Origin of the sequence: Hydrogenophaga sp. (genome assembly GCF_051858985.1) — a bacterium.
GTDB lineage: Bacteria > Pseudomonadota > Gammaproteobacteria > Burkholderiales > Burkholderiaceae_C > Hydrogenophaga.
In genome coordinates, this window is sequence record NZ_JBHYGM010000002.1 from 426,194 (window position 1) to 451,758 (window position 25,565).

The 25,565-nt window shown below is 66.6% G+C and carries 29 protein-coding genes, 1 other RNA gene, 1 pseudogene and 1 riboswitch; of the genes and pseudogenes, 24 read left to right on the top strand and 7 right to left on the bottom strand.

What is annotated here, in order from left to right:
* Positions 1–62: 62 nt before the first annotated feature.
* Entirely contained in the window at positions 63–497 is a 435-nt protein-coding gene (locus tag ACTIEY_RS08420) for an SWIB/MDM2 domain-containing protein (RefSeq protein WP_439518670.1), read from the bottom strand.
* Between the two features lie 283 nt (positions 498–780).
* On the opposite strand from ACTIEY_RS08420, the gene rraA reads away from it, so the two are divergent.
* Complete coding sequence (gene rraA / locus ACTIEY_RS08425) at positions 781–1,281, top strand: ribonuclease E activity regulator RraA (protein ID WP_439518671.1); 501 nt, start codon at positions 781–783, stop codon at positions 1,279–1,281.
* Here the strand turns inward: rraA and ACTIEY_RS08430 are convergent.
* From ACTIEY_RS08430 to ACTIEY_RS08445, 4 genes are all read right to left on the bottom strand, one after another.
* Positions 1,278–2,093, bottom strand: coding sequence for a sulfite exporter TauE/SafE family protein (locus tag ACTIEY_RS08430; protein WP_439518672.1), 816 nt, complete (start codon positions 2,091–2,093; stop codon positions 1,278–1,280). The two genes, rraA and ACTIEY_RS08430, sit on opposite strands and share 4 nt — an antisense overlap.
* Before the next feature lie 2 nt (positions 2,094–2,095).
* A non-coding RNA gene (gene ssrS / locus ACTIEY_RS08435) (6S RNA) lies at positions 2,096–2,275 on the bottom strand.
* Positions 2,276–2,347: 72 nt separating this feature from the next.
* A complete protein-coding gene (locus ACTIEY_RS08440; protein WP_439518673.1) occupies positions 2,348–2,731 on the bottom strand; it encodes a cell division protein ZapA in 384 nt (127 codons plus the stop codon).
* On the bottom strand, positions 2,728–2,967 hold the full coding sequence (locus ACTIEY_RS08445; protein ID WP_439518674.1) for a DUF904 domain-containing protein: 240 nt from the start codon (positions 2,965–2,967) through the stop codon (positions 2,728–2,730). The genes ACTIEY_RS08440 and ACTIEY_RS08445 overlap by 4 nt, the downstream gene beginning before the upstream one ends.
* 52 nt (positions 2,968–3,019) lie before the next feature.
* A riboswitch (cobalamin riboswitch) is annotated at positions 3,020–3,273 on the top strand.
* Between the two features lie 81 nt (positions 3,274–3,354).
* Between ACTIEY_RS08445 and ACTIEY_RS08450 the strand changes: the two genes are divergently transcribed.
* The 14 genes and pseudogenes from ACTIEY_RS08450 (at position 3,355) to ACTIEY_RS08515 (ending at position 16,888) form a co-directional block, all read left to right on the top strand.
* Entirely contained in the window at positions 3,355–5,190 is a 1,836-nt protein-coding gene (locus ACTIEY_RS08450; RefSeq protein WP_439518675.1) for a TonB-dependent receptor domain-containing protein, read from the top strand.
* Positions 5,172–6,471: pseudogene (locus ACTIEY_RS08455) on the top strand (cobyrinate a,c-diamide synthase). Before ACTIEY_RS08450 ends, ACTIEY_RS08455 begins: the two are co-directional and overlap by 19 nt.
* Positions 6,468–7,289: an ABC transporter substrate-binding protein gene (locus ACTIEY_RS08460; RefSeq protein WP_439518676.1), complete on the top strand. Its 822-nt coding sequence runs from the start codon at positions 6,468–6,470 to the stop codon at positions 7,287–7,289. Before ACTIEY_RS08455 ends, ACTIEY_RS08460 begins: the two are co-directional and overlap by 4 nt.
* Positions 7,282–7,845 (top strand): bifunctional adenosylcobinamide kinase/adenosylcobinamide-phosphate guanylyltransferase, encoded by a 564-nt coding sequence (locus ACTIEY_RS08465; protein ID WP_439518677.1) that lies wholly within the window; start codon positions 7,282–7,284, stop codon positions 7,843–7,845. Before ACTIEY_RS08460 ends, ACTIEY_RS08465 begins: the two co-directional genes overlap by 8 nt.
* Before the next feature lie 38 nt (positions 7,846–7,883).
* On the top strand, positions 7,884–8,723 hold the full coding sequence (locus ACTIEY_RS08470) for an ABC transporter substrate-binding protein (protein WP_439519426.1): 840 nt from the start codon (positions 7,884–7,886) through the stop codon (positions 8,721–8,723).
* Entirely contained in the window at positions 8,720–9,724 is a 1,005-nt protein-coding gene (locus ACTIEY_RS08475; protein ID WP_439518678.1) for a FecCD family ABC transporter permease, read from the top strand. The genes ACTIEY_RS08470 and ACTIEY_RS08475 overlap by 4 nt, the downstream gene beginning before the upstream one ends.
* Complete coding sequence (locus ACTIEY_RS08480) at positions 9,721–10,482, top strand: ABC transporter ATP-binding protein (RefSeq protein ID WP_439518679.1); 762 nt, start codon at positions 9,721–9,723, stop codon at positions 10,480–10,482. The genes ACTIEY_RS08475 and ACTIEY_RS08480 overlap by 4 nt, the downstream gene beginning before the upstream one ends.
* A 16-nt stretch (positions 10,483–10,498) precedes the next feature.
* Positions 10,499–11,080 carry a cob(I)yrinic acid a,c-diamide adenosyltransferase gene (cobO, locus tag ACTIEY_RS08485; RefSeq protein ID WP_439518680.1) on the top strand — a complete coding sequence of 194 codons (582 nt, stop codon included), beginning with the start codon at positions 10,499–10,501 and terminating at the stop codon, positions 11,078–11,080.
* A 14-nt stretch (positions 11,081–11,094) separates the two neighbouring features.
* Complete coding sequence (cbiB, locus tag ACTIEY_RS08490) at positions 11,095–12,057, top strand: adenosylcobinamide-phosphate synthase CbiB (protein ID WP_439518681.1); 963 nt, start codon at positions 11,095–11,097, stop codon at positions 12,055–12,057.
* Entirely contained in the window at positions 12,054–13,031 is a 978-nt protein-coding gene (locus tag ACTIEY_RS08495) for an aminotransferase class I/II-fold pyridoxal phosphate-dependent enzyme (protein WP_439518682.1), read from the top strand. The genes cbiB and ACTIEY_RS08495 overlap by 4 nt, the downstream gene beginning before the upstream one ends.
* A complete protein-coding gene (locus ACTIEY_RS08500) occupies positions 13,028–14,485 on the top strand; it encodes a cobyric acid synthase (RefSeq protein WP_439518683.1) in 1,458 nt (485 codons plus the stop codon). The genes ACTIEY_RS08495 and ACTIEY_RS08500 overlap by 4 nt, the downstream gene beginning before the upstream one ends.
* On the top strand, positions 14,482–15,525 hold the full coding sequence (cobT, locus tag ACTIEY_RS08505; RefSeq protein WP_439518684.1) for a nicotinate-nucleotide--dimethylbenzimidazole phosphoribosyltransferase: 1,044 nt from the start codon (positions 14,482–14,484) through the stop codon (positions 15,523–15,525). The genes ACTIEY_RS08500 and cobT overlap by 4 nt, the downstream gene beginning before the upstream one ends.
* Positions 15,522–16,337: an adenosylcobinamide-GDP ribazoletransferase gene (locus tag ACTIEY_RS08510; protein WP_439518685.1), complete on the top strand. Its 816-nt coding sequence runs from the start codon at positions 15,522–15,524 to the stop codon at positions 16,335–16,337. The genes cobT and ACTIEY_RS08510 overlap by 4 nt, the downstream gene beginning before the upstream one ends.
* Positions 16,334–16,888 (top strand): histidine phosphatase family protein, encoded by a 555-nt coding sequence (locus ACTIEY_RS08515; RefSeq protein WP_439518686.1) that lies wholly within the window; start codon positions 16,334–16,336, stop codon positions 16,886–16,888. Before ACTIEY_RS08510 ends, ACTIEY_RS08515 begins: the two co-directional genes overlap by 4 nt.
* Here the strand turns inward: ACTIEY_RS08515 and nth are convergent.
* Entirely contained in the window at positions 16,874–17,527 is a 654-nt protein-coding gene (nth, locus tag ACTIEY_RS08520; protein ID WP_439518687.1) for an endonuclease III, read from the bottom strand. The two genes, ACTIEY_RS08515 and nth, sit on opposite strands and share 15 nt — an antisense overlap.
* Before the next feature lie 75 nt (positions 17,528–17,602).
* Between nth and ACTIEY_RS08525 the strand changes: the two genes are divergently transcribed.
* Positions 17,603–18,805 (top strand): PLP-dependent aminotransferase family protein, encoded by a 1,203-nt coding sequence (locus ACTIEY_RS08525; protein ID WP_439518688.1) that lies wholly within the window; start codon positions 17,603–17,605, stop codon positions 18,803–18,805.
* A 24-nt stretch (positions 18,806–18,829) separates the two neighbouring features.
* Entirely contained in the window at positions 18,830–19,042 is a 213-nt protein-coding gene (locus ACTIEY_RS08530; protein ID WP_439518689.1) for a DUF3820 family protein, read from the top strand.
* Positions 19,043–19,045: 3 nt separating this feature from the next.
* Here the strand turns inward: ACTIEY_RS08530 and ACTIEY_RS08535 are convergent, their stop codons facing one another.
* Complete coding sequence (locus ACTIEY_RS08535; RefSeq protein WP_439518690.1) at positions 19,046–19,651, bottom strand: 3'-5' exonuclease; 606 nt, start codon at positions 19,649–19,651, stop codon at positions 19,046–19,048.
* A 78-nt stretch (positions 19,652–19,729) separates the two neighbouring features.
* On the opposite strand from ACTIEY_RS08535, the gene ACTIEY_RS08540 reads away from it, so the two are divergent.
* From ACTIEY_RS08540 to hscB, 7 genes are all read left to right on the top strand, one after another.
* On the top strand, positions 19,730–20,095 hold the full coding sequence (locus ACTIEY_RS08540) for a DUF6172 family protein (RefSeq protein WP_439518691.1): 366 nt from the start codon (positions 19,730–19,732) through the stop codon (positions 20,093–20,095).
* Positions 20,049–22,172, top strand: a complete 2,124-nt coding sequence (gene uvrB, locus ACTIEY_RS08545) for an excinuclease ABC subunit UvrB (protein WP_439518692.1) — start codon at positions 20,049–20,051, stop codon at positions 22,170–22,172. The genes ACTIEY_RS08540 and uvrB overlap by 47 nt, the downstream gene beginning before the upstream one ends.
* A gap of 262 nt (positions 22,173–22,434) precedes the next feature.
* Positions 22,435–22,974: a Fe-S cluster assembly transcriptional regulator IscR gene (gene iscR / locus ACTIEY_RS08550; RefSeq protein WP_428289450.1), complete on the top strand. Its 540-nt coding sequence runs from the start codon at positions 22,435–22,437 to the stop codon at positions 22,972–22,974.
* A gap of 34 nt (positions 22,975–23,008) precedes the next feature.
* On the top strand, positions 23,009–24,226 hold the full coding sequence (locus ACTIEY_RS08555; RefSeq protein WP_439518693.1) for an IscS subfamily cysteine desulfurase: 1,218 nt from the start codon (positions 23,009–23,011) through the stop codon (positions 24,224–24,226).
* A gap of 12 nt (positions 24,227–24,238) precedes the next feature.
* Entirely contained in the window at positions 24,239–24,625 is a 387-nt protein-coding gene (gene iscU / locus ACTIEY_RS08560; RefSeq protein ID WP_382324333.1) for a Fe-S cluster assembly scaffold IscU, read from the top strand.
* Between the two features lie 11 nt (positions 24,626–24,636).
* Positions 24,637–24,960 (top strand): iron-sulfur cluster assembly protein IscA, encoded by a 324-nt coding sequence (gene iscA, locus ACTIEY_RS08565; RefSeq protein WP_291127139.1) that lies wholly within the window; start codon positions 24,637–24,639, stop codon positions 24,958–24,960.
* A 67-nt stretch (positions 24,961–25,027) separates the two neighbouring features.
* On the top strand, positions 25,028–25,546 hold the full coding sequence (gene hscB / locus ACTIEY_RS08570; RefSeq protein ID WP_439519427.1) for a Fe-S protein assembly co-chaperone HscB: 519 nt from the start codon (positions 25,028–25,030) through the stop codon (positions 25,544–25,546).
* Positions 25,547–25,565 lie beyond the last annotated feature (19 nt).

A 25,565-nucleotide genomic window follows, 5' to 3' on the forward strand; every position in this document is an offset into this window, starting at 1 on the left:
AAGCCGGCGGTTGCCGGCTTTGCTGGGAACCTGCGCACCGCGATGGGGCGCGCGGGAAGGGATCACTTCAGGTGGTCGTTGACCAGCTTGGTCATTTCGAACATGGAGGCCTGGGCCTTCTTGAAGATTTCCTTGAGCTTTGCGTCGGCATTGATCATGCGACGGTTCACCGAGTCCTGCAGCTTGTTCTTCTTGATGTAGTCCCAGATCTTCTTGGTGACTTCGGTGCGGGGCAGGGGGCTGCTGCCCACGATCGCGGCCAGGGCAGCGCTGGGGGTCAGCGCCTTCATGAACGCGGCGTTGGGGGTGCGCTTCTTGGCAGGGGCCTTCTTGGCAGGAGCCTTCTTCGCCGGAGCGGCCTTCTTGGCAGGTGCCGCCTTCTTCGCAGGAGCAGCCTTCTTCGCGGGGGCCTTCTTGGCCGGAGCGGCCTTCTTCGCAGGAGCGGCCTTCTTGGCCGGAGCCGCCTTTTTAGCGGGAGCTTTTTTCGCAGTTGCCATGGTTGAATTTCCTTCTAGAAGTTGACTTGCTTTCCCAGCGGAAAACGCGCTTTCTCACTGGTGTCTCGGATGCTAATGGAGTTGCACGCGCAATCCAAGGTGGAGAGCGCGTTTTTTTCAAGCATTGCGCAAGGGAAGCGGCGGTTTTTGGCCGGGAAAACAACACTTGCGGGGCATGGGCGAGCCCACGCCCTCGGCCGGGGTGCTTTTCCCCTGTGGTTCAAGCGTGGTTTCTGCTTCAATGCTTCACGGTTTTCGTCTCACCTTTTCGCTCTTTTTCGCCATGACCTCCACGCCATTCAAAGCCACCTGTGACCTGTGCGACGTCCACAAGAACGACACCAGCGGCAGCTTCCGCGTACTCCCGCCAGTGTGGAAAAGCTTTGGCGCGGTGACGCGTTTTGCTGGCCCGGTCGTCACGGTCCGATGCTTCGAGGACAACTCGTTCGTGAAGTCGGCGGTCGAGAGCTCGGGTGAGGGCAGGGTGCTTGTGGTTGATGGCGGCGCTTCGATGCGTCGCGCACTGCTCGGCGGCAACCTGGGTGCCGCCGCTGCGCGCAACGGTTGGGCCGGCGTGGTGATCGACGGTTGCGTGCGCGACGTGGCCGAACTCGCTCAATGCCACACCGGCATCTGCGCACTGGCCAGCGTGCCGCTTCCCACGGAGCGCCGCAACGAGGGCCAGCGCGACGTGGTCGTTCGAATCCAGGGAGTCTGGGTGCGGCCCGGGGACTGGCTCTACGCCGACGAAGATGGCATCGTGGTGGCCGATCGGCAGCTCTAGGCTGTTATTCCCTTGTAGAGCATGTAGGCGGCGAGCAGGTACAAGAGCCCGGCGAACACCCGCTTGAGCGATTTCACCGGGAGCGCATGCGCCGCCTTCACGCCCAGCGGCGCCATCAGCACGCTCACGCTGGCGATCACCACCAGCGCGGGCACATAGATGTAGCCCACCGAACCGGCTGGCAGGTCCTTCAGACCCTGGCCGGCAATGACGTAGCCCACAGCGTTGGCCAGCGCGATCGGAAAGCCGAGTGCGGCACTCGTTGCCACCGCGTTGTGGATGCTGACGTTGCACCAGGTCATGAAGGGCACGCTGACGAAGCCCCCACCCGCGCCCACCAGGCCAGAGAGGAATCCGATCACGCCACCGGCGCCCACCAGCCCTGGTGTGCCGGGCAAGGTGCGCGTGGGCTTGGGTTTCTTGTCGAGCAGCATCTGGGTGGCCGAGAAGCCCACGAACGCTGCGAAGAAGAGCGCGAGCCACGAACCCTTGAGCAAGGCGAACACACCCAGGCTGGCGGCGATGGAGCCGAGCACGATGCCTGGGGCCAGGCCCTTGACGATGTCCCAACGCACGGCACCGCGCTTGTGGTGCGCGCGCACGCTGGAGATGGAGGTGAAGATGATGGTGGCCATGGACGTGGCGATGGCCATCTTGACCGCGAGGTCCGCCTCGACGCCGCGCCCGGCCAGGATGAAGGTGATGAACGGGACCATCAGCATGCCCCCGCCAATGCCGAGCAGGCCGGCGAGGAATCCAGTGGCCACACCGAGTGCGGCCAGCTCAATGATCAGCAGGGGTTCGAAAGGCATGAAGGGTGTCTGCAAGTGCCGCCGGACCGGCATCCTGAACCGGGGTTCAGGTGGGCGAGGGCAGCGTGGCTTCGGGTTCGTCTGACGCGAGACGCTCGCACCAGCCACGCAATGTACCAAGCCCGGGCTCTATGAGCATTGGTTCAAGGAAATATAAAGCCCGGCGCGCACTGCAGACGGTTTGAATTGTAGGCGCGGTGTGCGCAGGATGTGGACCATCGGTCGAGAAAAGCCCGCGATGGACGAGCGGTGCTTCAGAGCAGTCGACCGTCCTTGTCGAGCGTCTGGTCCAGGCGGCGCATGAGTTCGTCCACGCGGGCCTGCGTCTGCGGGTCCAGCGGTTCGCTGTCGAACGCACCACCGGCTTCGGCGAACGCACTGTTCTCGGGTTGGCCGAAGGAAGACGCCTGGAAAGCCACGGCTTCCTTCTGAGACAGCTCGAACGCCAGGTTGAGCGAGGCCAGCACCGCGATGCGGTCGCGCGCCTTGACCTTGCCAGCATCGCGGATGCGGCACATCGCGGTGTCCACCCGCTCCACCGCATCGAGCAGCGATGCCTCGCCGCCGGGTGGGCAGGAAAGCAGGTAGCTCTGTCCCATGATCTGCACTTCGATCTGCTTGCTGCCGGGCTTGCTCATGTACGTTCCTTGGGTGTGCCTTTGATGGCATCGGCCATGCCCGGGGGCAGGCGGTCGAGCAGCGCGTCGATGCGCGCGCGGGCTGCCATCAGCCGGGATTTGAGCGAATCGCGTTCGGCCTGCAGGGCCTGCACCTGCTCGACGAGCAGCGAGTTGGTGCGCTGCAGTTCCTCATGGCGCAGCAGCAGCCGCTCCACACGCTCGGAGATCTGGTCAAGGTGCTTGGGATCGGCCATGGTCGGAGGGTTCGCAGTTTTCGCATTGTAGGGTTGGCTCGAGCCGCTGCGGCTTAGAATGCCCGCTGTTGGTGCTCGCGGTGTGGTTCACATGCCGCAGTTCAACGGGAAGCAGGAGGGAATGTCCCACGGGACGGACCTAACCTGCGCTGCCCCCGCAACGGTAAGCAGACGAGAAGCCCGGCACACCCTGCCACGGCCACTCCGCTTTCATCACGCAGCCACTGGACGACATCGCCTGTCGTCTGGGAAGGCGATGAAGGTTGTTCTGCCAGCCCGGATACCGGCCAACAAGGTGGTGGTGCGCCCGGCAACGGGCGTGCTGCCGTGACGCCCATGCACCGTCGGGGAAGACGGTGAGGGCACTCAAGCTTGTGTTCTCTTTTCATGAAAAACCGCAATCTGCGCGCGCCCCTGGCCGTGCTGCCCCTGGCCACGCTGGCCGCTTTCCCTTCCCACGCCCAGACCGAAACCGTCGCCTTGCTCAAGGAAATGGTGGTCACCGCCACGCGGGTGGAAACCCGCACCGACGCCGTGCTGAGCGATGTCGTGGTGATCGAATCCGACGTCATCGAGCAATCGGCGGGTCGTTCGTTGTCCGAGTTGCTGGCGCGCCGCGCTGGCCTGCAGATGAGCGCCAACGGAGGGCTCGGCAAACAATCGGGCCTGTTCGTGCGGGGCACCGAAACCCGCCACGTCCTGCTGCTCATCGACGGCGTTCGATACGGCTCCAGCACCGCGGGATCGGCTGTTCTCGACAACATTCCCCTGAGCGCCGTCGACCGCATTGAGGTGCTCAAGGGCCCGGCGTCCGCGCTCTACGGGAGCGATGCCGTGGGCGGTGTGGTGCAGATCTTCACCAAGCGCGGACAGAAGGGCTTCCATCCTCAGGCCAGCGTCACGCTGGGCAGCTTCGGGCACCGCGCCGCCACCGCCGGGCTGAGCGGGGGCAATGACACCGTCACCTACAACCTGAGCCTGGGCACGCTGCGCGAGGATGGTTTTTCGTCCACCAACCCCAGGGTCGCGTTCGGCAACCACAACCCCGACAAGGACGGATTCGATCAGGACAGCCTGGCTGCGTCGCTGCGCTGGGCGATGGCGCCCGGGTGGACGACCGACGTGCAGTTCACGCAAGCCGACAGCGTGAGCCGTTTCGACCAGGGGCCGGGCACGTTCGACGTGCGATCGGTGGCCACCACCCGCGTGGCCGCCTGGGGCCTGGAGCGCAAGTGGTCGCCCGACTCGCGCACCCGGCTCAGCCTTTCGCGCAGCGACGACAAGTCCGACAGCTACAGTGCGCCCGGCGCGCCCTCGGTGTTCGACACGGCGCAAACGCAATGGACGGTCCAGCACGACTGGAACACCTCGCTCGGCAACGTGCTCGTGGGGCTGGAGTCCATCAAGGAAGCGGTGTCGGGCACCCAGGCTTACGCGGTGAACGCGCGCACCACGGACGCGGCCTTCGCCGGCATCACCGGCCAGGCAGGGCGGCACCTCTGGCAGGCCAACGTGCGGCGCGACGAGAACTCCCAGTTCGGCAGCGCTACCACCGGTTTTGGGAGCTACGGTTACCAGCTCACGCCGAACTGGCGTCCGCACATCGCGTATGGCACATCCTTCAAGATGCCGTCGTTCAACACGCTGTACTACGTGTCACCGTTCTTCAACGGCAATCCCACGACGCAGCCTGAGCGCGGCAAGAACAGCGAACTGGGTCTCACGTACACCGCAGGTCTGCATGAAGTGAAGCTCACCCGCTTTGACAACCGCGTGCGCGGCTTCATCACCACCCAGCCGGTGGTGGTGAACGTGCCGCGCGCACGCATGGAGGGCTGGTCCATCGCCTACTCCGGTGCGGCCGGCGACTGGAGCTGGTTCACCCAGCTCGAACTGCTTGACGCCCGCAACCAGGCCAACCGGCTCAAATTGCAGCGGCGCGCCGACGAGGTTCTGACGGCCAGCCTGGACCACCGCATGGGCGCGTGGAACTGGGGCGCAGCCTTGCAACTGGTGTCCGACCGCTTCGACAACGCGGCCAACACGCAGCGCCTGCCCGGCTTCGGCACCGTGGACCTGCACGCCCGCTACGCCTTGAGCAGGGAGTGGTCATTGGCCCTGCGCCTGAACAACGTCGGTGACAAGTTCTACGAGACGGCCTACGGCTACAACCAGCCCGGCCGCGCGGCGTACGTGACGCTCAACTGGGCACCGAAGAAGTGACACAGGCGTGCCCGGCCGTTCTCGTGGCTGCCCCGGCCTCCGGTCAGGGCAAGACCACCGTGGCCGCGGCCCTGGCGCGCCTGCATGCGCGCGCCGGTCGGCGCGTGCGGGCCTTCAAGTGCGGGCCCGATTTCCTGGATCCGCACTGGCTGGCGCTCGCCACAGGTCGGCCCGCGCACAACGTCGATCTGTGGATGACGGGCGAGGACGATGCGCGGGCCAGGCTGCATGAAGCGGCCTGCGAGTCGGACCTGATCGTCGTCGAAGGCGTGATGGGGCTGTTCGATGGGGAACCCAGCGCCGCCGATCTCGCACAACGTTTTGGTCTGCCGGTGCTGGCGGTGATCGACGCCTCGGCCATGGCGGGCACGTTTGGCGCCCTCGCGTTCGGTTTGCAGCATTTCCGTCCCGGCCTGCCCTGGGCGGGTGTGCTGGCCAACCGCGTGGCCAGCGAGCGGCATGCACAGATGCTTGAAGAAGCATTGGCCGGTGGGAGCGCCCGCGATGCAGGCGATTTCCTGGGTGCTGTGATGCGCGATGCCGCGTTCACGCTGCCGGAAAGGCATCTGGGCCTGACGGTGGCTGCCGAGTTGCCTGATGCCATGGCGCGCCTGGACTCCGCCGCCGACGCGCTGGTCCGTGGCGTTCGATGCGCCGGCGCCTCGCGCGCCCGCGCTTGCGCTGCTGGCGGGCAAGACTGTGGCGGTGGCTCGCGACACCGCGTTCTGCTTCATCTACCCGGCGAACCTGGACGTGCTCCGATCGCTGGGGGCGGAACTCGCCTTCTTCTCGCCGTTGGCCGACGAGCCACTGCCGGTGTGCGATGCCGTGTGGTTGCCAGGGGGTTACCCCGAGTTGCACGTGAACACGCTCGCAGCGGGCCGGACCTGTGGCGCCAGCCTGGCGGCTCATGTGCAGGCGGGGCGGCCCGTGTGGGCAGAATGCGGCGGCATGATGCCGCTCTTTGATCAACTCACCACGCTGGACGGTCAGGCCCACGCCATGTGGGGCCTGCTCCCCGGGAACGTGACCATGCAGCAGCGCCTGGTGGCCCTGGGTCCACAGCAGCTGGTGCTGCCTTCCGGCACCTTGCGCGGTCATACCTTCCACCATTCGCGCTGCGAGACCCCTTTGCAACCTGCGCGCACCACCGAACCAGCGCGCGGGACTGGCGAGGCCGTTTACCAGACCGGCTCACTGCAGGCCAGTTACTTCCACGCCTGGTTTCCCTCCAGCCCGGCGGCCGTGGCATCGCTGTTCCTCACGCGGGAGGCGGCATGAACAGCGCCGCCCTGGGCCCGCAGCGCATTGTCTGCCTGACCGAAGAAACCACCGAGTGGCTCTATCTTCTGGGGCAGGAACATCGGATCGTGGGCATCTCGGGCTACACCGTGCGCCCGCGCCGTGCGAGGGAAGAAAAGCCCAAGGTCAGTGCCTTTCTCAGCGCGAAGACCCACAGGATCCTGGAACTGGAGCCCGACTGTGTGTTCGGTTTTTCCGACCTGCAGGCCGACATCGCCGCCACGCTGATTCGTGCCGGCGTGCAGGTGACGGTGTTCAACCAGCGAAGCGTCGACGAGATCTTTTCCATGCTCTTCCAGGTGGCGGCGATGGTGGGCTGCGCCGAGGAAGGCCTGCGGTGGATCGAAGCGGCGCGAGCGCGGCTGGACGGCATTCGCGATGAGGTGGCCACGCTGCAGGCCAGCGGCCACCGCCGGCCGCGGGTGTTTTTCGAGGAATGGGACGAGCCCCACATCAGCGGTATCCGCTGGGTTTCCGAATTGCTGGGCATCGCCGGTGGGGACGATGTGTTCCCCGAGCTTGCGTCGAAGGCTCTCGGCAAGGACCGGATCATCGGAGACGGCATGCAGATCGTGCAGCGCAACCCGGACATCGTCATCGGCTCGTGGTGCGGCAAGAAATTCCGCGCCGAGAAGGTGTCCGCCCGTGCCGGCTGGCAGGACGTGAACGCGGTGAAGAACGCGCAGCTGTTCGAGATCAAATCGGCAGACATCCTGCAGCCCGGGCCGGCCGCGCTCACCGATGGCGTGGACCAGATGCACCGCATCGTCACCCAGTGGATGCGCGACCATGGTTGAGATCGCGCGCAGTGAAATCATTCTGGGCGGACAACGCAGCGGCAAGTCGCGCCGCGCGGAAAACCTCGCCCGGCAGTGGCTCGACAACGCGCCGGCACACCAGGCCGTGCTGATCGCCACTGGCCAGGCCTGGGACAACGAGATGCGCGAGCGCATCGCGCGGCACCAGCGCGATCGCGCCGAGCGGGTGCCGCGCATGGTCACCGTCGAGGAGCCTCTGGCGCTGGCCGAGGCAATCGACCGGCACAGCGCCGCGCACACGCTGGTGGTGGTGGACTGCCTCACGTTGTGGCTGACGAACCTCTTGATGCCGGCCGAAGGCGCTTCGGTGGATGCCGCGGCGCCCGCCGATCGGCTTGGCCGCGTCATCCGGTTGGCGCCCGGCCCGCTGGTGCTGGTGAGCAACGAGATCGGCCTGGGCGTGATCCCCCTGGGACGTGAGGTGCGCGCCTTCGTGGATGCGCTCGGCGGCCTGAACCAGTCGGTGGCTGCGGCTTGCGAGCGCGTCACGCTCATGGCGGCGGGACTGCCGATGACCTTGAAAGCTTCGAAATGAAATGTGTGTTGACGCGGCTTCGGTGGTTCGTTCTGTTCATGTGCGGTGGTTTCGTGGTGGGGCTGCACGCCGCGCCGCTGCAGATCACCGACGACCGGGGTGTCACCGTGCTGCTGGCCCAGTCGCCGCAGCGCATCGTCTCGCTGCTGCCTTCGCTCACGGAGACGGTCTGCGAACTCGGGCGCTGTGAACGCCTGGTCGGCGTGGACCGGTACTCGAACTTTCCGCAGTCGGTTCGCCACCTGCCCCAGACCGGTGGCGGCATCGACCCGAACATCGAAGCGATCGTGGCCCTGAAGCCGGATGTGGTGCTGATGGCGACCTCGTCGCGTGGGGTGCAGCGGCTGGAATCGCTGGGCGTGAAGGTGCTGGCGCTGGAGCCCCGCACCTCGCGCGACGCGCAGCGCGTGATGGGCTTGCTCGGACAGTTGCTCGAGGTGCCGGACGCCCTGCGCATCTGGCGCGCCATCGATGCCGGCGTGTCCGCGGCGGCGCAATCGCTTCCGGCGAGTGCGCGCGGCTTGCGCGTGTACTACGAGGTGAGCAGCGGCGGCTACGCGGCTGGCCAGCAGTCCTTCATAGGCGAGATGATGACGCGGCTGGGCGTGCAGAACATCGTCGAGCCACAGCTCGGACCGTTTCCGCGCGTCAACCCGGAATACGTGGTGCGCGCCAATCCCGACCTGATCATGATCGGTTCGCGCAACGTGCAGGGCATGGAACAGCGGCCGGGTTGGGCGGGGCTGCGCGCCATTCGAGGGCGGCACATCTGCGTGTTCACACCAGAAGAGTCCGACGTGCTGGTGCGGCCGGGCCCGCGCATGGCCGAAGCCGCCCGCGTGATGGCTCGCTGCATTTCCCGCAAGGGAGCGCCATGACGGGTGCGAAGCGCAGTCTGTGGCTGGGCGCCGGCCTTGTTCTGCTGGCGCTGGCCATGTTGCTGCTGGGCGCGGGCGTGGGCAGCACCGGCTTCGACAGCGTGCTCAACGCGCGGCACGATGCCGTGGCCTGGCAGATCCTTTGGGACATCCGCCTGCCGCGCACGCTGGGTGCGTGGGTGGCCGGGGGTCTGCTGGGCCTTGCAGGCGCCGTGGCGCAAGGGCTGTTCCGCAACCCGCTGGCCGATCCCTACCTGCTGGGCAGCGCCTCGGGCGCTGCGCTGGGCGTTGCGCTGGCGCTTGCGCTGTTCGGCACGTCTCCCTTTGCCACCCAGTGGCTGGTGCGACTGGGCCTGACCGGAGCCGCGTTTGCCGGTGCCGTGCTCGGCGTGGTGCTGACGCTGGCCCTGGCCAAGGGCGTGCAGCACACGCTGCGCCTGCTGCTGGCCGGTGTCATCGTGGGCGTGGTGCTGGGCGCGGCGCGCGATCTGGTGACCATCGCCGCGCCCGACATCCTGCAGGCCATGCAGGGCTTCACCCTGGGCAGCACCGGGTTTGTCGGCTGGGCCGCCTGCGGCGTGATGGCCGGCATGTTGTTCGCCTCGGTGCTGGTGGCGTCGTCGCTGGGACGCGTGCTGGACGGGCTCGCGCTGGGCGAGTCCACCGCCATCAGCCTGGGCTTGCCGCTGGCGGCCGTGCGCGTCGTGCTGGTGGCGGTGCTCGCCATGGCCACGGGTGCGGCCGTGGCTCAGACCGGTCTCATCGCTTTCGTGGGACTGGCCGCGCCCCATCTGGTGCGTTCCATGGTCAAGACCACGCATGGCCGGCTGGTGGTGCTCAGCGCTCTCATGGGTGGGCTCCTGCTCATGACGGCCGATGTGCTGGCCCGCTGGGTGATCGCGCCGCAGGAACTGCCCGTGGGCGTGCTCACGGCGGTGCTGGGTGGCAGCTACCTGCTGTGGTTGATGCACCGTCGGCGGCAACCGGGGAGTGCGCTGTGAGCGCGGCGGTTCAGGGACGCGGCATCGGCGTGTCGCTGGGCGGCACGCCGGTGCTGCATGGCATCGACGTGAGCCTGCCCGCCGCGCGCTGGACCAGCGTGGTAGGGCCCAATGGCGCGGGCAAGTCCACGCTGCTCAAGGCGATGGCGGGGCTGCTGCCCCACAGCGGTGACGTGCTGCTGCTGGGCCGGCCGCTCGCGCAGTGGCGTGGCCGTGAGCGGGCGCGCCGGCTGGCATGGCTGGGGCAGGGCGAGCAGGGCGCCGACGATCTCAGCGTGTGGGACGTGGCGATGCTCGGCCGACTGCCGCACCAGCCCTGGCTGGCGCCACCCTCGGAGGCCGACCGCGCGGCCGTGGAGGAGGCCCTGCGCGCCACGCAGGCCTGGGCCTGGCGCGACCGGCCGCTGGGCGCGCTGTCGGGCGGTGAGCGCCAGCGCGTGCTGCTCGCGCGCCTGCTGGCGGTCAATGCCGACGTGCTCCTGATGGACGAACCCCTGGCCAACCTGGACCCGCCGCACCAGGCCGACTGGCTGCTGCTGGTGCGCCAACTGGTGTCCAAGGGCAAGACCGTGGTGAGCGTGCTGCACGAGATCGGCATGGCACTGCACGCCGACCAGATGGTGGTGCTGGCCGACGGCCGTGTGCTCCACCAGGGTGCCTGTGACGACCCGGCCACCCACCAGGCCCTTGAAGAGGTGTTTGACCACCGCGTCGCGATCCATCCGCTGGGCGACCAGTGGGTCGCGCTGCCCCGATGAATGCAAGGACCACGTCATGCAGATAGAGACGCCCCCCACCGAGAAGCGCTACGAGAAGCCCGAAGGCGAACGCCGCGGCCTGGTGATCGTGCACACCGGCGACGGCAAGGGCAAGAGCACCGCGGCCTTCGGCCTGGCGCTGCGCGCCTTCGGCCGCACGCATGTGCATGGCAAGCTGGTGAAGATCTTCCAGTTCATGAAGGTGCCCTCGGCGCGGTTTGGTGAGCACCGCGTCTTCGAACAATTGGGACTGCCCATAGAAGGGTTGGGCGACGGGTTCAGCTGGAAGAGCCAGGACCTCGAACATTCTGCACAGCTGGCGCGCGATGGCTGGCAGAAGGCGCGCGCGGCCATCCTCGGTGGCGAACACTTCATGGTCACACTCGATGAACTCACCTACCCGCTGATCTACGGCTGGCTGCCGCTGGACGATGTGTTGCAGACGCTGCGGGAGCGTCCCCGGCATGTGCACGTCGTGATCACGGGTCGGCGCTGCCCGCCGGAAATCATCGAGCTGGCGGACACCGTGACCGAGATGACGCTCGTCAAGCACGCGTTCAAGGCCGGCATTCCCGCCCAGCGCGGCATTGAAGACTAGGATCGCCATCCATCATGTGGGCCGAACTGCACGCCTCTGCCATCACATGGCCCCTGGCCGTGCTGGTCGCGCTCGCGGTGGACCGGATGTTCGGCGAGCCGCCCGCGCGCTGGCATCCCGTGGTGGGCATGGGACGCTACCTGTCGTACATGGGTCGACGCGTCGGCACCAGTGCCGGGTCGATGCGTCTGCGGCCTTTTGTGCTCGGCGCGGCGGCGTGGTGGCTCGGTGCGGCGATGGTGATGGGCTTGTCGCTGGGGGCGTCCTGGCTGATCGGGGAGTGGGTGTGGTGGGTGCAGGCGCTGGCGCTGGGCGTGCTGCTCAAGCCTCTGCTCGCCTGGCGCATGCTGCGCTCCGAAGTACGCGCCGTGGAAGCTGCGCTGGCGCAATCGCTGGCCGAAGGGCGCGAGCGCCTGTCCTGGCTGGTGAGCCGCGATGTCGGTTCGCTCGATGCAGCGCAGGTGCGCGAGAGCGCCATCGAATCGCTGGCCGAGAACCTCAACGATTCGGTAGTGGCACCGCTGTTCTGGTTCGCCATCGCCGGCTTGCCGGGCGCGGCGCTCTACCGGTTCGCCAACACCGCCGATGCCATGTGGGGCTACCGCGGCCAGCGCGATGGCATCGACTGGACCTGGGCCGGCAAGTGGGCGGCGCGGGCCGACGACGTGCTGTCGTGGCTGCCTGCCCGCATCACCGGCGCACTGCTCGGACTGCTGGGCGCGCCGCGGTCGTGGCGCGATTGGCCCGTGCAGGCCCGGCGCACGCCGTCGCCCAACAGCGGCTGGCCCATGGCCGCCATGGCGCTGGCACTGGACGTGCGCCTGGCCAAGCCGGGCGTTTACGTGCTGCATCCCGCTGGCCGTCCCGCACAGGCTGCAGACACGCAACGCGCGGTCCAGCTGGCCGGGCGTGTGGTGGTGTTGCTGGCTGTCGGCGCGGGGCTGGCGGCCACGCTCTGCTGGATGACACAGCCATGACGATCACGCATGGGGGCCCCGACCATCTGGGCGTGCCACGATGGGACTTTTCCACCAATGCCAATGCCTGCGGACCTTGCCCGCCGGTTTTGCAGGCGGTGCAGCAGGCCGATGCCCGCCATTACCCGGACCCCACCTACACCGCGCTGCGCGAAGCGCTGGCCGGCTTCCATGGCGTGGACGCTTGGCGCGTGGTGCTCGCCGCCAGCGCCAGTGAGTTCATCGCACGCATCACCGCCTGGGTGGCGCGCGACGGTGGGGAGCGCGTGTGGCTGCCCGAGATGGCCTACGGGGATTACGCGGCGGCCGCCAACGCCTGGCGACTCGGGCCCGCGGGCGCCCCGGAGAACGCCCACCTGGCGTGGGTGTGCGAGCCGAGCAGCCCGATGGGCGTGGCCGAGCCGTTGGCGCAACGCGTGCTCACGGGCGACACCGTGGTCGTGCTGGATCTGGCTTACGAGCCACTGCGCCTGCAGGGGACCTGCAGCATGAAAGGTGAAGCGCTGGATGCGGTGTGGCAACTCTGGACGCCCAACAAGGCGATGGGCCTCACAGGCGTGCGCGGTGCCTATGCGATTGCGCCGGTGCGCTCGCGCAGCGACGTCCTCGAACTCGAACGACTCGCCCCGTCGTGGCCCATCGGCGCCCACGCCATGGCGCTGTTGCGCGCCTGGGTGCTGCCGACAGCGCAAGACTGGCTGGCCGGCAGCCGCGAACAGCTTCGACGCTGGAAGATCCACCAGGTGGACCTGCTGCTGGAACTGGGCTGGCGTTGCCTGCCGAGCGATGCCAATTATTTCTGCGGCAGGGCGGCGCGATCCATTGACCAGGCCTCGCTGCGCGCCCATGGCATCAAGTTGCGAGATGCGCAATCCTTCGGCCTGCCAGGGTACTGGCGCCTGAGCGTGCAGTCGCCACCGGCGCAGGCCGCCTTGCGCGTGGCCCTGCTGGCGCAGACGGAGACGGCGGCATGACGGCCCGCTGCGTGATGGTGCTGGGCACCACCAGCGGCGCGGGCAAGAGCTGGCTCACCACGGCGCTGTGCCGCTACTACGCGCGCCAGGGTCTGAGGGTGGCGCCGTACAAGGCGCAGAACATGAGCAACAACGCCCGTGTGGTGCAGGGTGGAGAGATCGGCTCCGCCCAGTACTTCCAGGCGCTGGCCGCGCGCGCTGAACCCGATGTGCGCATGAATCCGCTGCTGCTCAAGCCGGAAGCCGACACCCGCAGCCAGGTGGTCCTGATGGGGCAGGTGAGCGAAGACCTCTCAGCCATGCCCTGGCGCGGCCGCAGCCGGCATGTGTGGCCGCAACTGGCCGCTGCGCTCGACGCCTTGCGGGAAGAGAACGACGTGGTGGTGATCGAAGGTGCCGGTTCCCCGGCCGAGATCAACCTGCACGAGAGCGACGTGGTGAACATGCGCGTCGCCCTGCATGCGAACGCCCGCTGCCTGCTGGTGACCGACATCGACCGCGGCGGCGCGTTCGCGCATCTCTATGGCACCTGGGCGCTGCTGCCGCCTGGAGAGCGCGCGCTCATCCAGGGCTTCGTTTTGAACCGCTTTCGTGGGGACGCCAGCCTGCTCGCCCCGGCGCCGCAGCAGCTGGAAGAGCTCACCGGTGTGCCCACGGTGGCCACACTGCCCATGTGGTGGCAGCACGGCCTGCCGGAAGAGGATGGGGTGTTCGACGACCGCACGCGAGCCGCAGGAGCCGTGACCCGGACCGTGGCGGTGATCGCCTATCCGCGCATCAGCAACCTCGACGAGTTCCAGCCGCCCAGGAATGTGCCCGGGGTGCGCCTGGTCTGGGCGCGCACGCCCGCCGATTGCGCCGCGGCCGACTGGATCGTGCTGCCGGGCAGCAAGGCCACGACAGCCGATCTGGCCTGGTTGCGCGCGCAGGCGCTCGATCTGGCCATCGCATCGCACGCGGCGAAAGGCGGTGCGGTGCTCGGCGTCTGCGGCGGCCTGCAGATGCTGGGCGAGGCGCTGATCGACCCTCACGGCATCGACGGCAACGCCCCCGGGCTCGGTCTCCTGCCCCTGGTCACCCAGTTCGAGCGCGACAAGACCGTGCGGCACGCCAGGGTGGCATTCGGCGAGGTCAGAGGTTGCTGGGACATGCTCTCGGGCGTGGACGTTGCCGGCTACGAGATCCATCACGGCCAGACGGCCCAGCACCCGGCCATGGCGGCCGCCGGCGACCTGGCGCACGAAGTGTTGCCGGGCGGCCTGGGCTGGCAGAACGCCGCAGGCAACGTGCTCGGCGTGTACCTCCATGGGCTGTTCGAAGACCCGCGCGTGCTCCACGCCCTGTTCGGTGCCACCGCGCCCACGCTGGAGACGGTGTTCGACGGTCTGGCCGATTTCATCCAACGGCATTTCGAGCCCGGCGTGCTCGACCAACTCATTGAGCCCGCACCATGAACGTTCCCGATCTCCACGACGCCCAACTCGCTGCGGCGCTGCAACGCGCACTGGACAACAAGACCAAGCCGGTGGGTTCGCTGGGCCGCATCGAGGCGCTGGCCGTGCGCGTCGGCGCCATCCTGGGCGACGCGCAGCCGCAGTTGCGGGATCCCCAGATGCTGGTGTGTGCCGCCGACCACGGCCTGGCCGCGCGCGGCGTATCGGCCTACCCGAGCGACGTGACCTGGCAGATGGTGGAGAACTTCCTGGCCGGCGGCGCCGCGGTGAGTGTGCTCGCGCGCCAGCACGGCATCGGCCTCACCGTGGTGGACTGCGGCGTCAACCACGATTTCGCCCCTCGGGACGGGCTGCTCATCCGCAAGGTTGCGCACGGGACGGCCGACGCACTGGCGGGCCCTGCCATGAGCGCGGCGCAGTGCGAGGCGGCCATCTGCAACGGGCGCGACGTGGTGAGCGGCCTGCCAGGCAACGCGCTCCTGCTGGGCGAAATGGGCATCGGCAACACGTCGGCTGCCTCCATGCTGCTGGCGCGACTGGGTGGGCTGGTGGTGGCCGATGTCACCGGCGCGGGCACCGGGCTGGACGCCGATGCCGTGGTGCGCAAGATCGAGGTGCTGCGCGAAGTGCTCGCCCTGCATGCCGAGGCCCGCGCGCCGCTGGAAGCCCTGGCGGCTTTCGGCGGCTTCGAGATCGCCACGCTGGTGGGCGCGGTGCAGCAGGCCGCGGTGGAACGCCGTGTGATCGTGGTCGACGGGTTCATCGCCAGTGCGGCCGTGCTGGTGGCGGCGAAGCTGCAGCCACACGTGTTGCAGCGTTGCGTGTTCGCCCACCGTTCGGGTGAGCGCGGCCATGCCCTGATGCTGGCGCACCTCAAGGCCGAGCCGCTGCTCGACCTGGGTCTGCGCCTGGGCGAGGGCTCGGGCGCTGCGCTGGCGTGGCCATTGCTGGTGAGTGCCTGTGGGTTGCTGCGCGAGATGGCCAGCTTCGAGGCCGCCGGCGTTTCCCGCAGCGGGACGCAGGAGCCGCTGCAGACATGACCTTGTTCATTCGCCACTTCCTGCTGGCTGTGCAGTTCTTCACCCGCATTCCCGTCACAGGCCCGCTGGCGAACTGGGTGGGTTTCAGCCCGGCGATGCTTCGCGCCAGCGCGGCGCATTTTCCTGGCGTGGGCTGGATCGTGGGTGGGTCCAGCGCACTGGTGTTGACCGCCTTTCTTGTCGCCTTGCCGGATGTGCCGGCCACCCCGTGGCTGGCGGCGGTGTTGAGCACGGTGTTCAGCGTGTGGTTGACGGGCGCGTTCCATGAGGACGGTCTCGCCGACCTGGCCGATGGCCTGGGGGGCAGCGTGGACCGCGTTCGCGCGCTGGAGATCATGAAGGACTCGCGCATTGGCAGCTATGGCGCTGTTGCGCTGGTGCTGGTGCTGATGGCCAAGGTGTCGCTGCTGGCGCTGCTCGCGCAGGTCGACACGACGCTGGCCGTGCTGGCGCTGTTCGCGGCACACGTCACCTCCCGCGCGCTGCCGCTGGTGATCATCCGCACCTTGCCGCATGTGGGCGACACGCCGCAAAGCAAAAGCAAACCGCTGGCCGAGCACATCACCAACGGCGCCTTGCTGGCCGGCCTGGTGTGGTGGACGCTGGCGCTGGCATTCGTGTTCTGGCGCTTGCCCGCCCTGGGGCTCTGGGCACTGGCCGTGCTGGGCTCGCTGCTGGCGCTCGGCGGGATGTGGCGCCTGCTGCACCGACGGCTGCAGGGCTTCACCGGTGATGGGCTGGGCGCGACCCAGCAGGTGAGCGAAGTGCTGTTCTACCTGGGCGCGGCGCTGGCCCTGCCGGTGCTGGTATGAAGCTCTGGCTGTTGCGCCACGCGCAGGTCCTGTTGACCCCTGGCCTCTGTTACGGATCGAGCGACGTCACGGCCGACGTGTCGCTCACTCGGGAAGCCGCCAGGGCCATGGCCCCGCTGCTGCCCGCGGGCACGCCCGTCCGGGTGTCGGGCCTGCTGCGCGCGCAGCAACTGGCTGGCGCCCTGCAGGGGGAAAGGCCTGACCTTCAAGCCGCTCGTATCGACACGCGGCTGAACGAGATGGACTTCGGCCATTGGGAACTCAAGCCCTGGGAACACATTCCACGCAGCGCGTTCGACGAATGGATGGCCGACTTCGCGCACCACCGCTTCGGTGGCGCAGAGAGCACGCAGCAATTGCTCTACCGCGTGGCCGCCGCCCTGGCGGATCTGCGCCCCTCACCTTCGAACGATGTCTTGTGGATCACGCACGCCGGCGTGATCCGCGCGGCACGCCACATCGTGGAGAGCGGCAGCCCGCACATACGGGACGCGAGCCAGTGGCCCAAGGAAGCGCCCGAGCCCGGGGGCTGGACGTCACTGGCGCTCTGACGCCATGGCCTGCGTCTTGTGCCGGAAGTCGCAATACGCGATGACCGAGCATCGCGGGCACAGCGGCTTGCGCGCCTGGCACACATAGCGCCCGTGCAGGATCAGCCAGTGGTGGGAGTCCACCGCGTAGGCGGGCGGCACCCGCTTGATGAGCTGCTGCTCCACCGCCAGCGGGTTCTTCCCCGGCGCCAGGCCGGTGCGGTTGCCGACGCGAAAGATGTGCGTGTCCACCGCCATGGTGGGCTGGCCGAACGCCACGTTGAGCACCACGTTCGCGGTCTTGCGGCCCACACCGGGCAGGGCCTCCAGCGCCTCACGCGTGTCCGGCACCTCGCCGCCATGGCGTTCCACGAGCATGCGGCACGCCTCCATCAGGTGCCTGGCCTTGCTGCGGAACAAGCCGATGGTCTTGATGTAGCCCTCCAGTCCTTCCAGCCCGAGGTCCAGGATGGCCTGCGGGGTGTTCGCCACGGGAAACAGCCGGCGGGTGGCCTTGTTCACGCCCACGTCGGTGGCCTGCGCCGACAGCAGCACGGCGGCCAGCAGCTCGAACACGGTGGTGTATTCGAGTTCCGACTGCGGGTGCGGGTTGGCGGCTTTCAGGGTGGAGAAGAAGGCTTCGATGGCGGCGGCGTTCATCGGCGCTGAGTCTATCCAATGAATTGGCGACAATGCGGGCTGGCTATCTCTCCCGACTTCAAGCGAGCAACCGACATGTCTTTCACCGTTCCTTTTGCCGACCGCCTCAACAACGTGGAAACCTCTGCCATCCGCGAGCTCTTCAAGCTGCTGGGCAAGCCGGGCATCATCAGCTTTGCAGGAGGCTTCCCCGACAGCGCGATGTTCGATGTGGAGGGCATCCGGGAGGCGGTGAATGCCGCGCTTACCGAAGAAGCGGGCGGGGCGCTGCAGTACGGCGCCACTGAGGGCTACCAGCCGCTGCGCGAACAGCTTTCCGCGTTCATGACCAGCAAGGGTGCGCAGGGCGTGGGTGCCAGCGACCTGATCGTCACCACCGGCAGCCAGCAGGCACTGGACCTGCTGGGCAAGACCCTCATATCGCCTGGCGACAAGGTGATCGTCGAAGGCCCTACGTTCCTTGCCACCATCCAGTGCTTCCGCCTCTACGGCGCCGAGCTCATCAGCGCGCCGGTGGACGGTGACGGCGTGCAGACCGACGTGCTGGAAAAGCTGATCGAGCAACACAAACCCAAGTTCGTCTATCTCATCCCCACCTTCGGCAACCCCAGTGGCGCCATGCTCAGCCTGGCGCGGCGCCAGCGCGTGCTGGAGATGGCGGTGAAGCACGACACGCTGATCGTGGAGGACGACCCCTATGGAGACCTGTATTTCGGCGACGCGCCGCCGCCCAGCCTGCTCGCGCTGAGCCCCAGCGTGCCGGGCAGCCGCGAACGCCTCGTGCATTGCGGCTCGCTCAGCAAGGTGCTCAGCCCTGGCCTGCGGGTGGGCTGGATGGTGGGGCCAGCGGACCTGCTGGGCAAGGCGACCATGTGCAAGCAGTTTAGCGACGCACACACCAGCACGTTTGCGCAGGCCACCGCAGCGCAATACCTGAAGGCCGGCCGCATGCCCGCCACGCTGGCACGGGTGCGCCAGGTCTATGCCGAGCGCGCCACCGCCATGGGTGACGCGCTGCGACGCGAACTCGGCGACGCCATCTCATTCGTGCAACCGCAGGGCGGGCTGTTCGTGTGGGCCCGCCTCACGGGTGCGGGCGGCAAGGTGAAGGACGGTGGTGAACTGGCGAAGCGCGCGATCGAGAAGGGCGTGGCCTTTGTGCCCGGCGCCCCGTTCTACGCCAGCCAGCCCGATCTCTCGACGCTGCGTTTGTCGTTTGCCACAGTGGGCGTTGACAAGATCGAGGACGGTGTGCGGCGCCTGCGGCAGGCGCTCTGAGGCGTTCGGGCAGCACAGCCAGACATGAAGCCGGACGATCTGGAGCGCCTCTTGAGCGTGGAAATGCCGTATGGCAAGCACAAGGGGCGCGCTATCGCCGATCTGCCGGGCAGTTACCTGAACTGGTTTGCGCGCGAGGGTTTTCCGCCCGGCGAAATCGGTCGGCTGCTGGCTCTGATGCACGAGATTGACCACAACGGCCTGGGCGAACTCCTGACACCGTTGCGACGGCGCTGAGTGTCAGTCGAGTCCCAGCGCCTCGTGCACGCGCGCAGCGGCCCAGGCGTCGTTGGCGGCATAGATGAGCTGGGCTTCGGTGAGCCGGGGATTGGCCCAGTTGGACGTGGCAGCCTTCTTGGACTTGATGAACCGGCGGTTGAACAGCACGGCCACGGCACCCTTCACGCCCATGTCCTTGCGGTACCCGCGGGCGCGAAACACCGTGTTGAGTTCGAGCACACCGGCAGGTTCCACCGCGAGCTTGCTGACGATGCGCCGGGTGTCGTCGCCCAGGCCGAATCCGGCCTTGGTGTGACGGCCATCGGCCAGCAGGCCGGCCACCTGAATGAGGCAGGCCGGATCCTGCAGCTGGAAAACCCAGGCTCGCTCCAGGGTGGCCAGTTGCACGATGTGCGGCCCGTCCGAGACCTGATCCTTCACGAAGGTGGGCTTGGACTCGGTGTCGAAGCCCCACACGGCGTGGTCGGTCAGTGCAGCGCAGGCTTCGCGCGCCTGCGCACCCGTGCTCACCAATGTGATGCGGTCCAGGTCCAGGCGCTCGAAGGGGTCGAGCAAGGCGATTTCGTCCTTGTCGGGCGTGGGGTGTTGTTCGCGGGGCTGCTGCATGGACAACCTAGGATACCTTGGCGCGCATAATCGCGCCCTTCATCCCAGACACGACCGCACAGCGCGCGACCGACCGCCATGAGAAAAATCTTCCCCTTGACCCAAGAAGGCCGTCATCGCGACCGGGTGCTCGAAGCCGTCAAGCACGAGATCCGCAAATACCTCAAGCGAGAGCGTCGTCGTGACTTGCCCGAGGGCGCGGACTTTCTGGACTTCGATTGCCGCTTCGGCGTGACGAAAGACGCCGCCGAGGTGGTGCACCTGTCCACCCTCATCGCTCATCTGGATGCTGTGGCGCGCGAAGGCGGCGACCAGGCCTACGTGGAAATCCTGGCCAAGCCGGGCGTGCGCAGACCGAGGGCCGATGCTGACCGCAACCATCCGGCACAATCGTCCGATGCCCCAGACGACACTGCCGCCGACGCCCAAAGACCCGCTGCCTGAAGGGCAAGGCGAATCGCCCCCGGAGGGCGAGTTCCTGAAATTCCCCGGCTCACCTTTCGAGCTGTTCCTGCCCTACCCGCCAGCCGGCGATCAGCCCGAGGCCATTCGCCAGCTGGTGGAAGGTGTGAACGACGGCGAGGTGTTCCAGACCCTCCTCGGCGTGACCGGCTCTGGCAAGACGTTCACCATGGCCAATGTGATCGCACGGTTGGGCCGCCCCGCGATCGTGTTCGCGCCCAACAAGACCCTGGCCGCTCAGCTCTACAGCGAGTTCCGCGAGTTCTTCCCGAAGAATGCGGTCGAGTATTTCGTCAGCTACTACGACTACTACCAGCCTGAGGCCTACGTGCCGCAGCGCGACCTTTTCATCGAGAAGGACAGCGCGATCAACGAGCACATCGAGCAGATGCGCCTCTCCTGCACCAAGAGCATCCTGGAACGGCGTGACGTGGTGATCGTGGCCACCGTCTCGGCCATCTACGGCATCGGCAAACCCGAGAGTTACCACCAGATGGTGATGACGCTGCGCACTGGGGACAAGATCGGCCAGCGCGACCTGATCGCCCAACTGGTGCGCATGCAGTACGCGCGCAATGAGCAGGACTTCTCCCGTGGCAAGTTCCGCGTGCGAGGCGACACCATCGATGTGTTTCCTGCGGAACACTCCGAAATGGCGATCCGCATCGAACTCTTCGATGACGAGGTCGAGACCCTGCAGCTGTTCGACCCGCTCACTGGCAAGGTGCGGCAGAAGATCCCTCGCTTCACGGTCTACCCGAGCAGCCACTACGTGACCCCGCGCGAGCAGGTGCTGCATGCGGTTGAGGCGATCAAGCTGGAACTGGCAGACCGGTTGAAGCAACTGGTGGGTGAGGGCAAGCTGGTGGAGGCGCAGCGGCTGGAGCAGCGCACCCGCTTCGACCTGGAAATGCTCAGCGAAGTGGGTCACTGCAAGGGCATCGAGAACTATTCGCGCCACCTCGCGGGCAGCGCGCCCGGCGAGCCGCCTTCCACCCTCACCGACTACCTGCCCAAGGACGCGCTGATGTTCCTGGACGAGAGCCACGTGCTCATGGGCCAGTTCGGCGGCATGTACAACGGCGACAGGGCGCGCAAGACCACGCTGGTGGAATACGGCTTTCGTCTCCCGAGCGCGCTGGACAACCGGCCCCTCAAGCTGGAGGAATTCGAGCAGCGCATGCGCCAGGTGGTCTTTGTGTCGGCCACGCCGGCCGACTATGAAAAGACCCACGCGGGTCAGGTGGTGGAGCAGTTGGTCCGTCCGACCGGCCTGGTGGATCCCGAACTGGAGGTCCGTCCCGCCATCCACCAGGTCGACGATGTGTTGCAGGAAATCCGGATTCGCGTGGAAAAGAACGAGCGCGTGCTGATCACCACGCTCACCAAGCGCATGGCCGAACAGTTGACCGACTACCTGACCGAGAACGGCGTGAAAGTGCGCTACCTGCACAGCGACGTCGACACGGTCGAGCGCGTGGAGATCCTGCGCGATCTGCGCCTGGGCTCGTTCGATGTGCTGGTTGGCATCAACCTGCTGCGCGAAGGGCTCGACATTCCCGAGGTGTCGCTGGTGGCCATCCTGGACGCCGACAAGGAAGGCTTCCTGCGATCCGAGCGCAGCTTGATCCAGACCATTGGACGGGCGGCGCGAAACCTGAACGGGCGCGCCATCCTCTATGCGGATCGAATCACCGATTCGATGAAGAAGGCGATGGACGAGACCAACCGTCGCCGAACCAAGCAGATCGAACACAACCTCGCGATGGGCATCGAGCCGCGCAGCATCAACAAGCGCATCAAGGATCTCATTGACGGTGTGTACAGCGAGAAGGCGGGCAAGGAGGCCGATCGCCTGGCCGCCGAGAGTGCCCACCGCGCCAGCATCGACGACATGAGCGAGAAGGACGTGGCGCGGGAAATCAAGCGGCTGGAGAAGCTCATGCTTGAACACGCCCGCAACCTCGAGTTCGAGAAGGCAGCAGGTGTCCGGGATCAGCTCGGACGTCTCAAGGCCCAGGTGTTTGGCGCCGCGGGGCGCGAAAACCTGCCGGGCTGAGGGAACTGCCGCGACTTGAACTGATCAGTCTCCATTGTGGCCACATGGTCGCAATGGGAGTTTGTCCTGGACAGACGGCCCGACCCCGCTAAGATGCCGACCAGATCACTGGGTTTTAGGGTATACTCGACGAAAACAGTCGGGAAAGCCTTCGACAACAGACCCTCAAGGGTCGGGGTGGGTGGAGAAGGGGCTCGAGACGGCGCAAGCCGACCTCTGAGCCGTACCACGACGGTCAAGCCAACACCTCAAGGAGCTTGAAATGCGCCTCACGACCAAAGGCCGCTTTGCGGTCACCGCCATGATTGACCTGGCCCTGCGCCAGAACAACGGCCCCGTCACGCTTGCTGCGATCAGCCAGCGCCAGCAGATTTCGCTCTCGTACCTGGAGCAACTGTTCGGCAAGCTGCGTCGCCACGAACTGGTGGAATCCACCCGCGGACCCGGTGGGGGCTACACCCTTGGCCGCAAGGCGGCCGACATCACCGTCGCCGACATCATCGTGTCGGTCGATGAACCCATCGACGCCACGCAGTGTGGTGGCAAGGAAAACTGCCTGGGTGAAGGTCATCGTTGCATGACCCATGAACTGTGGGCTGCGCTCAACGCCAAGATGGTGGATTTCCTGGACTCGGTTTCCCTGCAATCGCTCGTGGACGAGCAACTTGCCAAGGGTGTGGTGGTGGAAAACGCCCCGATGATCAAGCGCGCCATTTCCAGCGCGCCGGTGGTCAAACCCATTCGGGTGAATGCGCCGAATTCGGTGTTCGCCCTGGGCGGCGCCGCGCTGTCCACGAAGTAAGAGCCATCGTTTTCCGAACCCATTCACGCAAGCCATGAGCACTCCGCACTTCCCCATCTACATGGACTACAGCGCCACCAACCCGTGTGATCCGCGGGTGGTGAACGCCATGATTCCCTGGTTGCGCGAGCATTTCGGCAACCCGGCGTCGCGCAGTCATGCCTGGGGTTGGGAAGCAGAGAAAGCCGTGGAGACTGCCCGTGAACAGGTGGCCGCACTGATCGGCGCGGATCCGCGCGAAATCGTCTGGACCAGCGGCGCCACCGAGTCCAACAACCTGGCGTTGAAGGGCGCGGCGCACTTCTACAAGAGCAAGGGTAAGCACCTGATCACGGTGAAGACCGAGCACAAGGCCGTGCTCGACACCATGCGGGAACTGGAGCGTCAGGGCTTCGAAGTGACCTACCTTGATGTGCAGGCCGATGGACTGGTGGATCTGGAAGTTTTCAAGTCCGCGATCCGTCCCGACACCATCCTGGCCTCGGTCATGTTCGTGAACAACGAGATCGGTGTGGTGCAGGACATTGCGGCCATTGGCGCCATCTGCCGCGAAAAGGGCGTGATTTTCCACGTCGACGCGGCGCAGGCCACGGGCCGCGTGGACATCGACCTGCAGACGTTGCCGGTCGACCTCATGAGCCTGACCTCGCACAAGACCTACGGCCCCAAGGGCATCGGCGCCTTGTTTGTGCGTCGCAAGCCACGCATCCGGATCGAGGCGCAGATGCACGGTGGCGGTCACGAGCGCGGCATGCGCTCGGGCACGTTGCCCACCCACCAGATTGTCGGCATGGGCGAGGCCTATCGGATCGCCAAGGCGGAGATGCACACAGAGAACGAGCGAATCAAGGCGCTGCACGATCGCATGGTCGCTGGTCTCAAGGATGTGGAAGAGGTGTTCATCAACGGTCACGAGACGCGTCGCGTGCCGCACAACCTCAACATGAGCTTCAACTATGTCGAGGGCGAGTCGCTCATCATGGGCATCAAGGGTCTGGCGGTGTCGTCGGGTTCTGCGTGCACCTCGGCCAGTCTGGAACCCAGCTATGTGCTGCGTGCTCTGGGTCGCAGCGACGAGTTGGCCCACAGCAGCCTGCGCATGACCATCGGCCGCTGGACGACCGAGGAAGAGATCGACTACGCGATTGCCACCATCAAGGAAAACGTGGCCAAGTTGCGCGAGTTGTCCCCGCTGTGGGAAATGTTCAAAGACGGAATTGACCTGTCCACCATCCAGTGGTCAGCGCATTGAAGGAGAAATACCATGGCTTATTCAGAAAAGGTCGTTGACCACTACGAGAATCCCCGCAATGTCGGCTCATTCGAAAAGGGTGACGACTCCGTGGGCACCGGCATGGTGGGCGCACCGGCCTGCGGCGACGTGATGAAGCTGCAGATCAAGGTCAACCCGACGACGGGTGTGATTGAGGACGCGCGCTTCAAGACCTACGGCTGCGGCTCGGCCATTGCATCGTCCTCGCTCGTGACGGAGTGGGTCAAGGGCAAGACGCTGGACCAGGCCGCTGCGCTCAAGAACAGCCAGATCGCCGAAGAACTGGCCTTGCCTCCCGTGAAGATCCATTGCTCCATCCTGGCCGAAGATGCCATCAAGGCCGCGGTGGACGACTACCGCAAGAAACACGTCAACTGATCCCCGCGTCCATGGCCATCTCGATCTCTGAAGCCGCCGCACGGCACGTCAACCGCTACATCGCCAAGCGCGGCAAGGGCGTGGGCGTGCGCCTGGGCGTGAAGACCACCGGTTGCTCGGGCATGGCCTACAAGCTGGAGTACGCCGACGAGATTGCGCCTGAAGACGTGGTCTTCGAGGACAACGGCGTGAAGGTGCTCGTGGATCCCAAGAGCCTGGCCTACATCGACGGCACGCAGCTCGACTTTGTGCGCGAGGGCCTGAACGAAGGTTTCCGCTTCAACAACCCGAATGAGCGCGACCGATGCGGCTGCGGCGAGAGCTTCCGGATCTGATGGTTGTCCGCACCCAGTTCAAGCCGCCCGTGCTGTCCAGTGCCGGCGGCTTTTGCATTCCATGAACCTGAATCTGCAATCCACCGACTTCGAGTTGTTTGGCCTGTCGCCGCGGTTCGAAGTCGATCGCACCGCGCTGGACGAGCGCTGGAAGCTCCTGCAACGCGAGGTTCATCCCGACCGCCACGCCACCTCCGACGCCCAGTCGCAGCGGCAGGCCATGCAGTGGTCGGTGCGCATCAATGAGGCTTATCAACGCCTCAAGGATCCCCTGCAGCGAGCAGCTTACCTGTGCGAACTGCATGGCGCTCCGATCGAGGCCGAGAACAACACGGCGATGCCGCATGAATTCCTGATGCAGCAGATGCAATGGCGCGAAGACCTGGAAGAGGCCAGCGACCTCGCCGATCTGGAGCGCATGGCCGATGAGGTGGCCGCCACGCGTCGCTCGATGCAGATGGAGCTGCAATCCCTCGCCGACGACCGGCAGGACTGGCCTGCATTGGCCGGCCAGGTCAGAGCCCTTATGTTCGTTGAGCGCTTTGCCTCGGATGTGGAGAACCGGATCGAAGTGCTGGGACAATAGCGGGTTGTCTCCTGTCTCC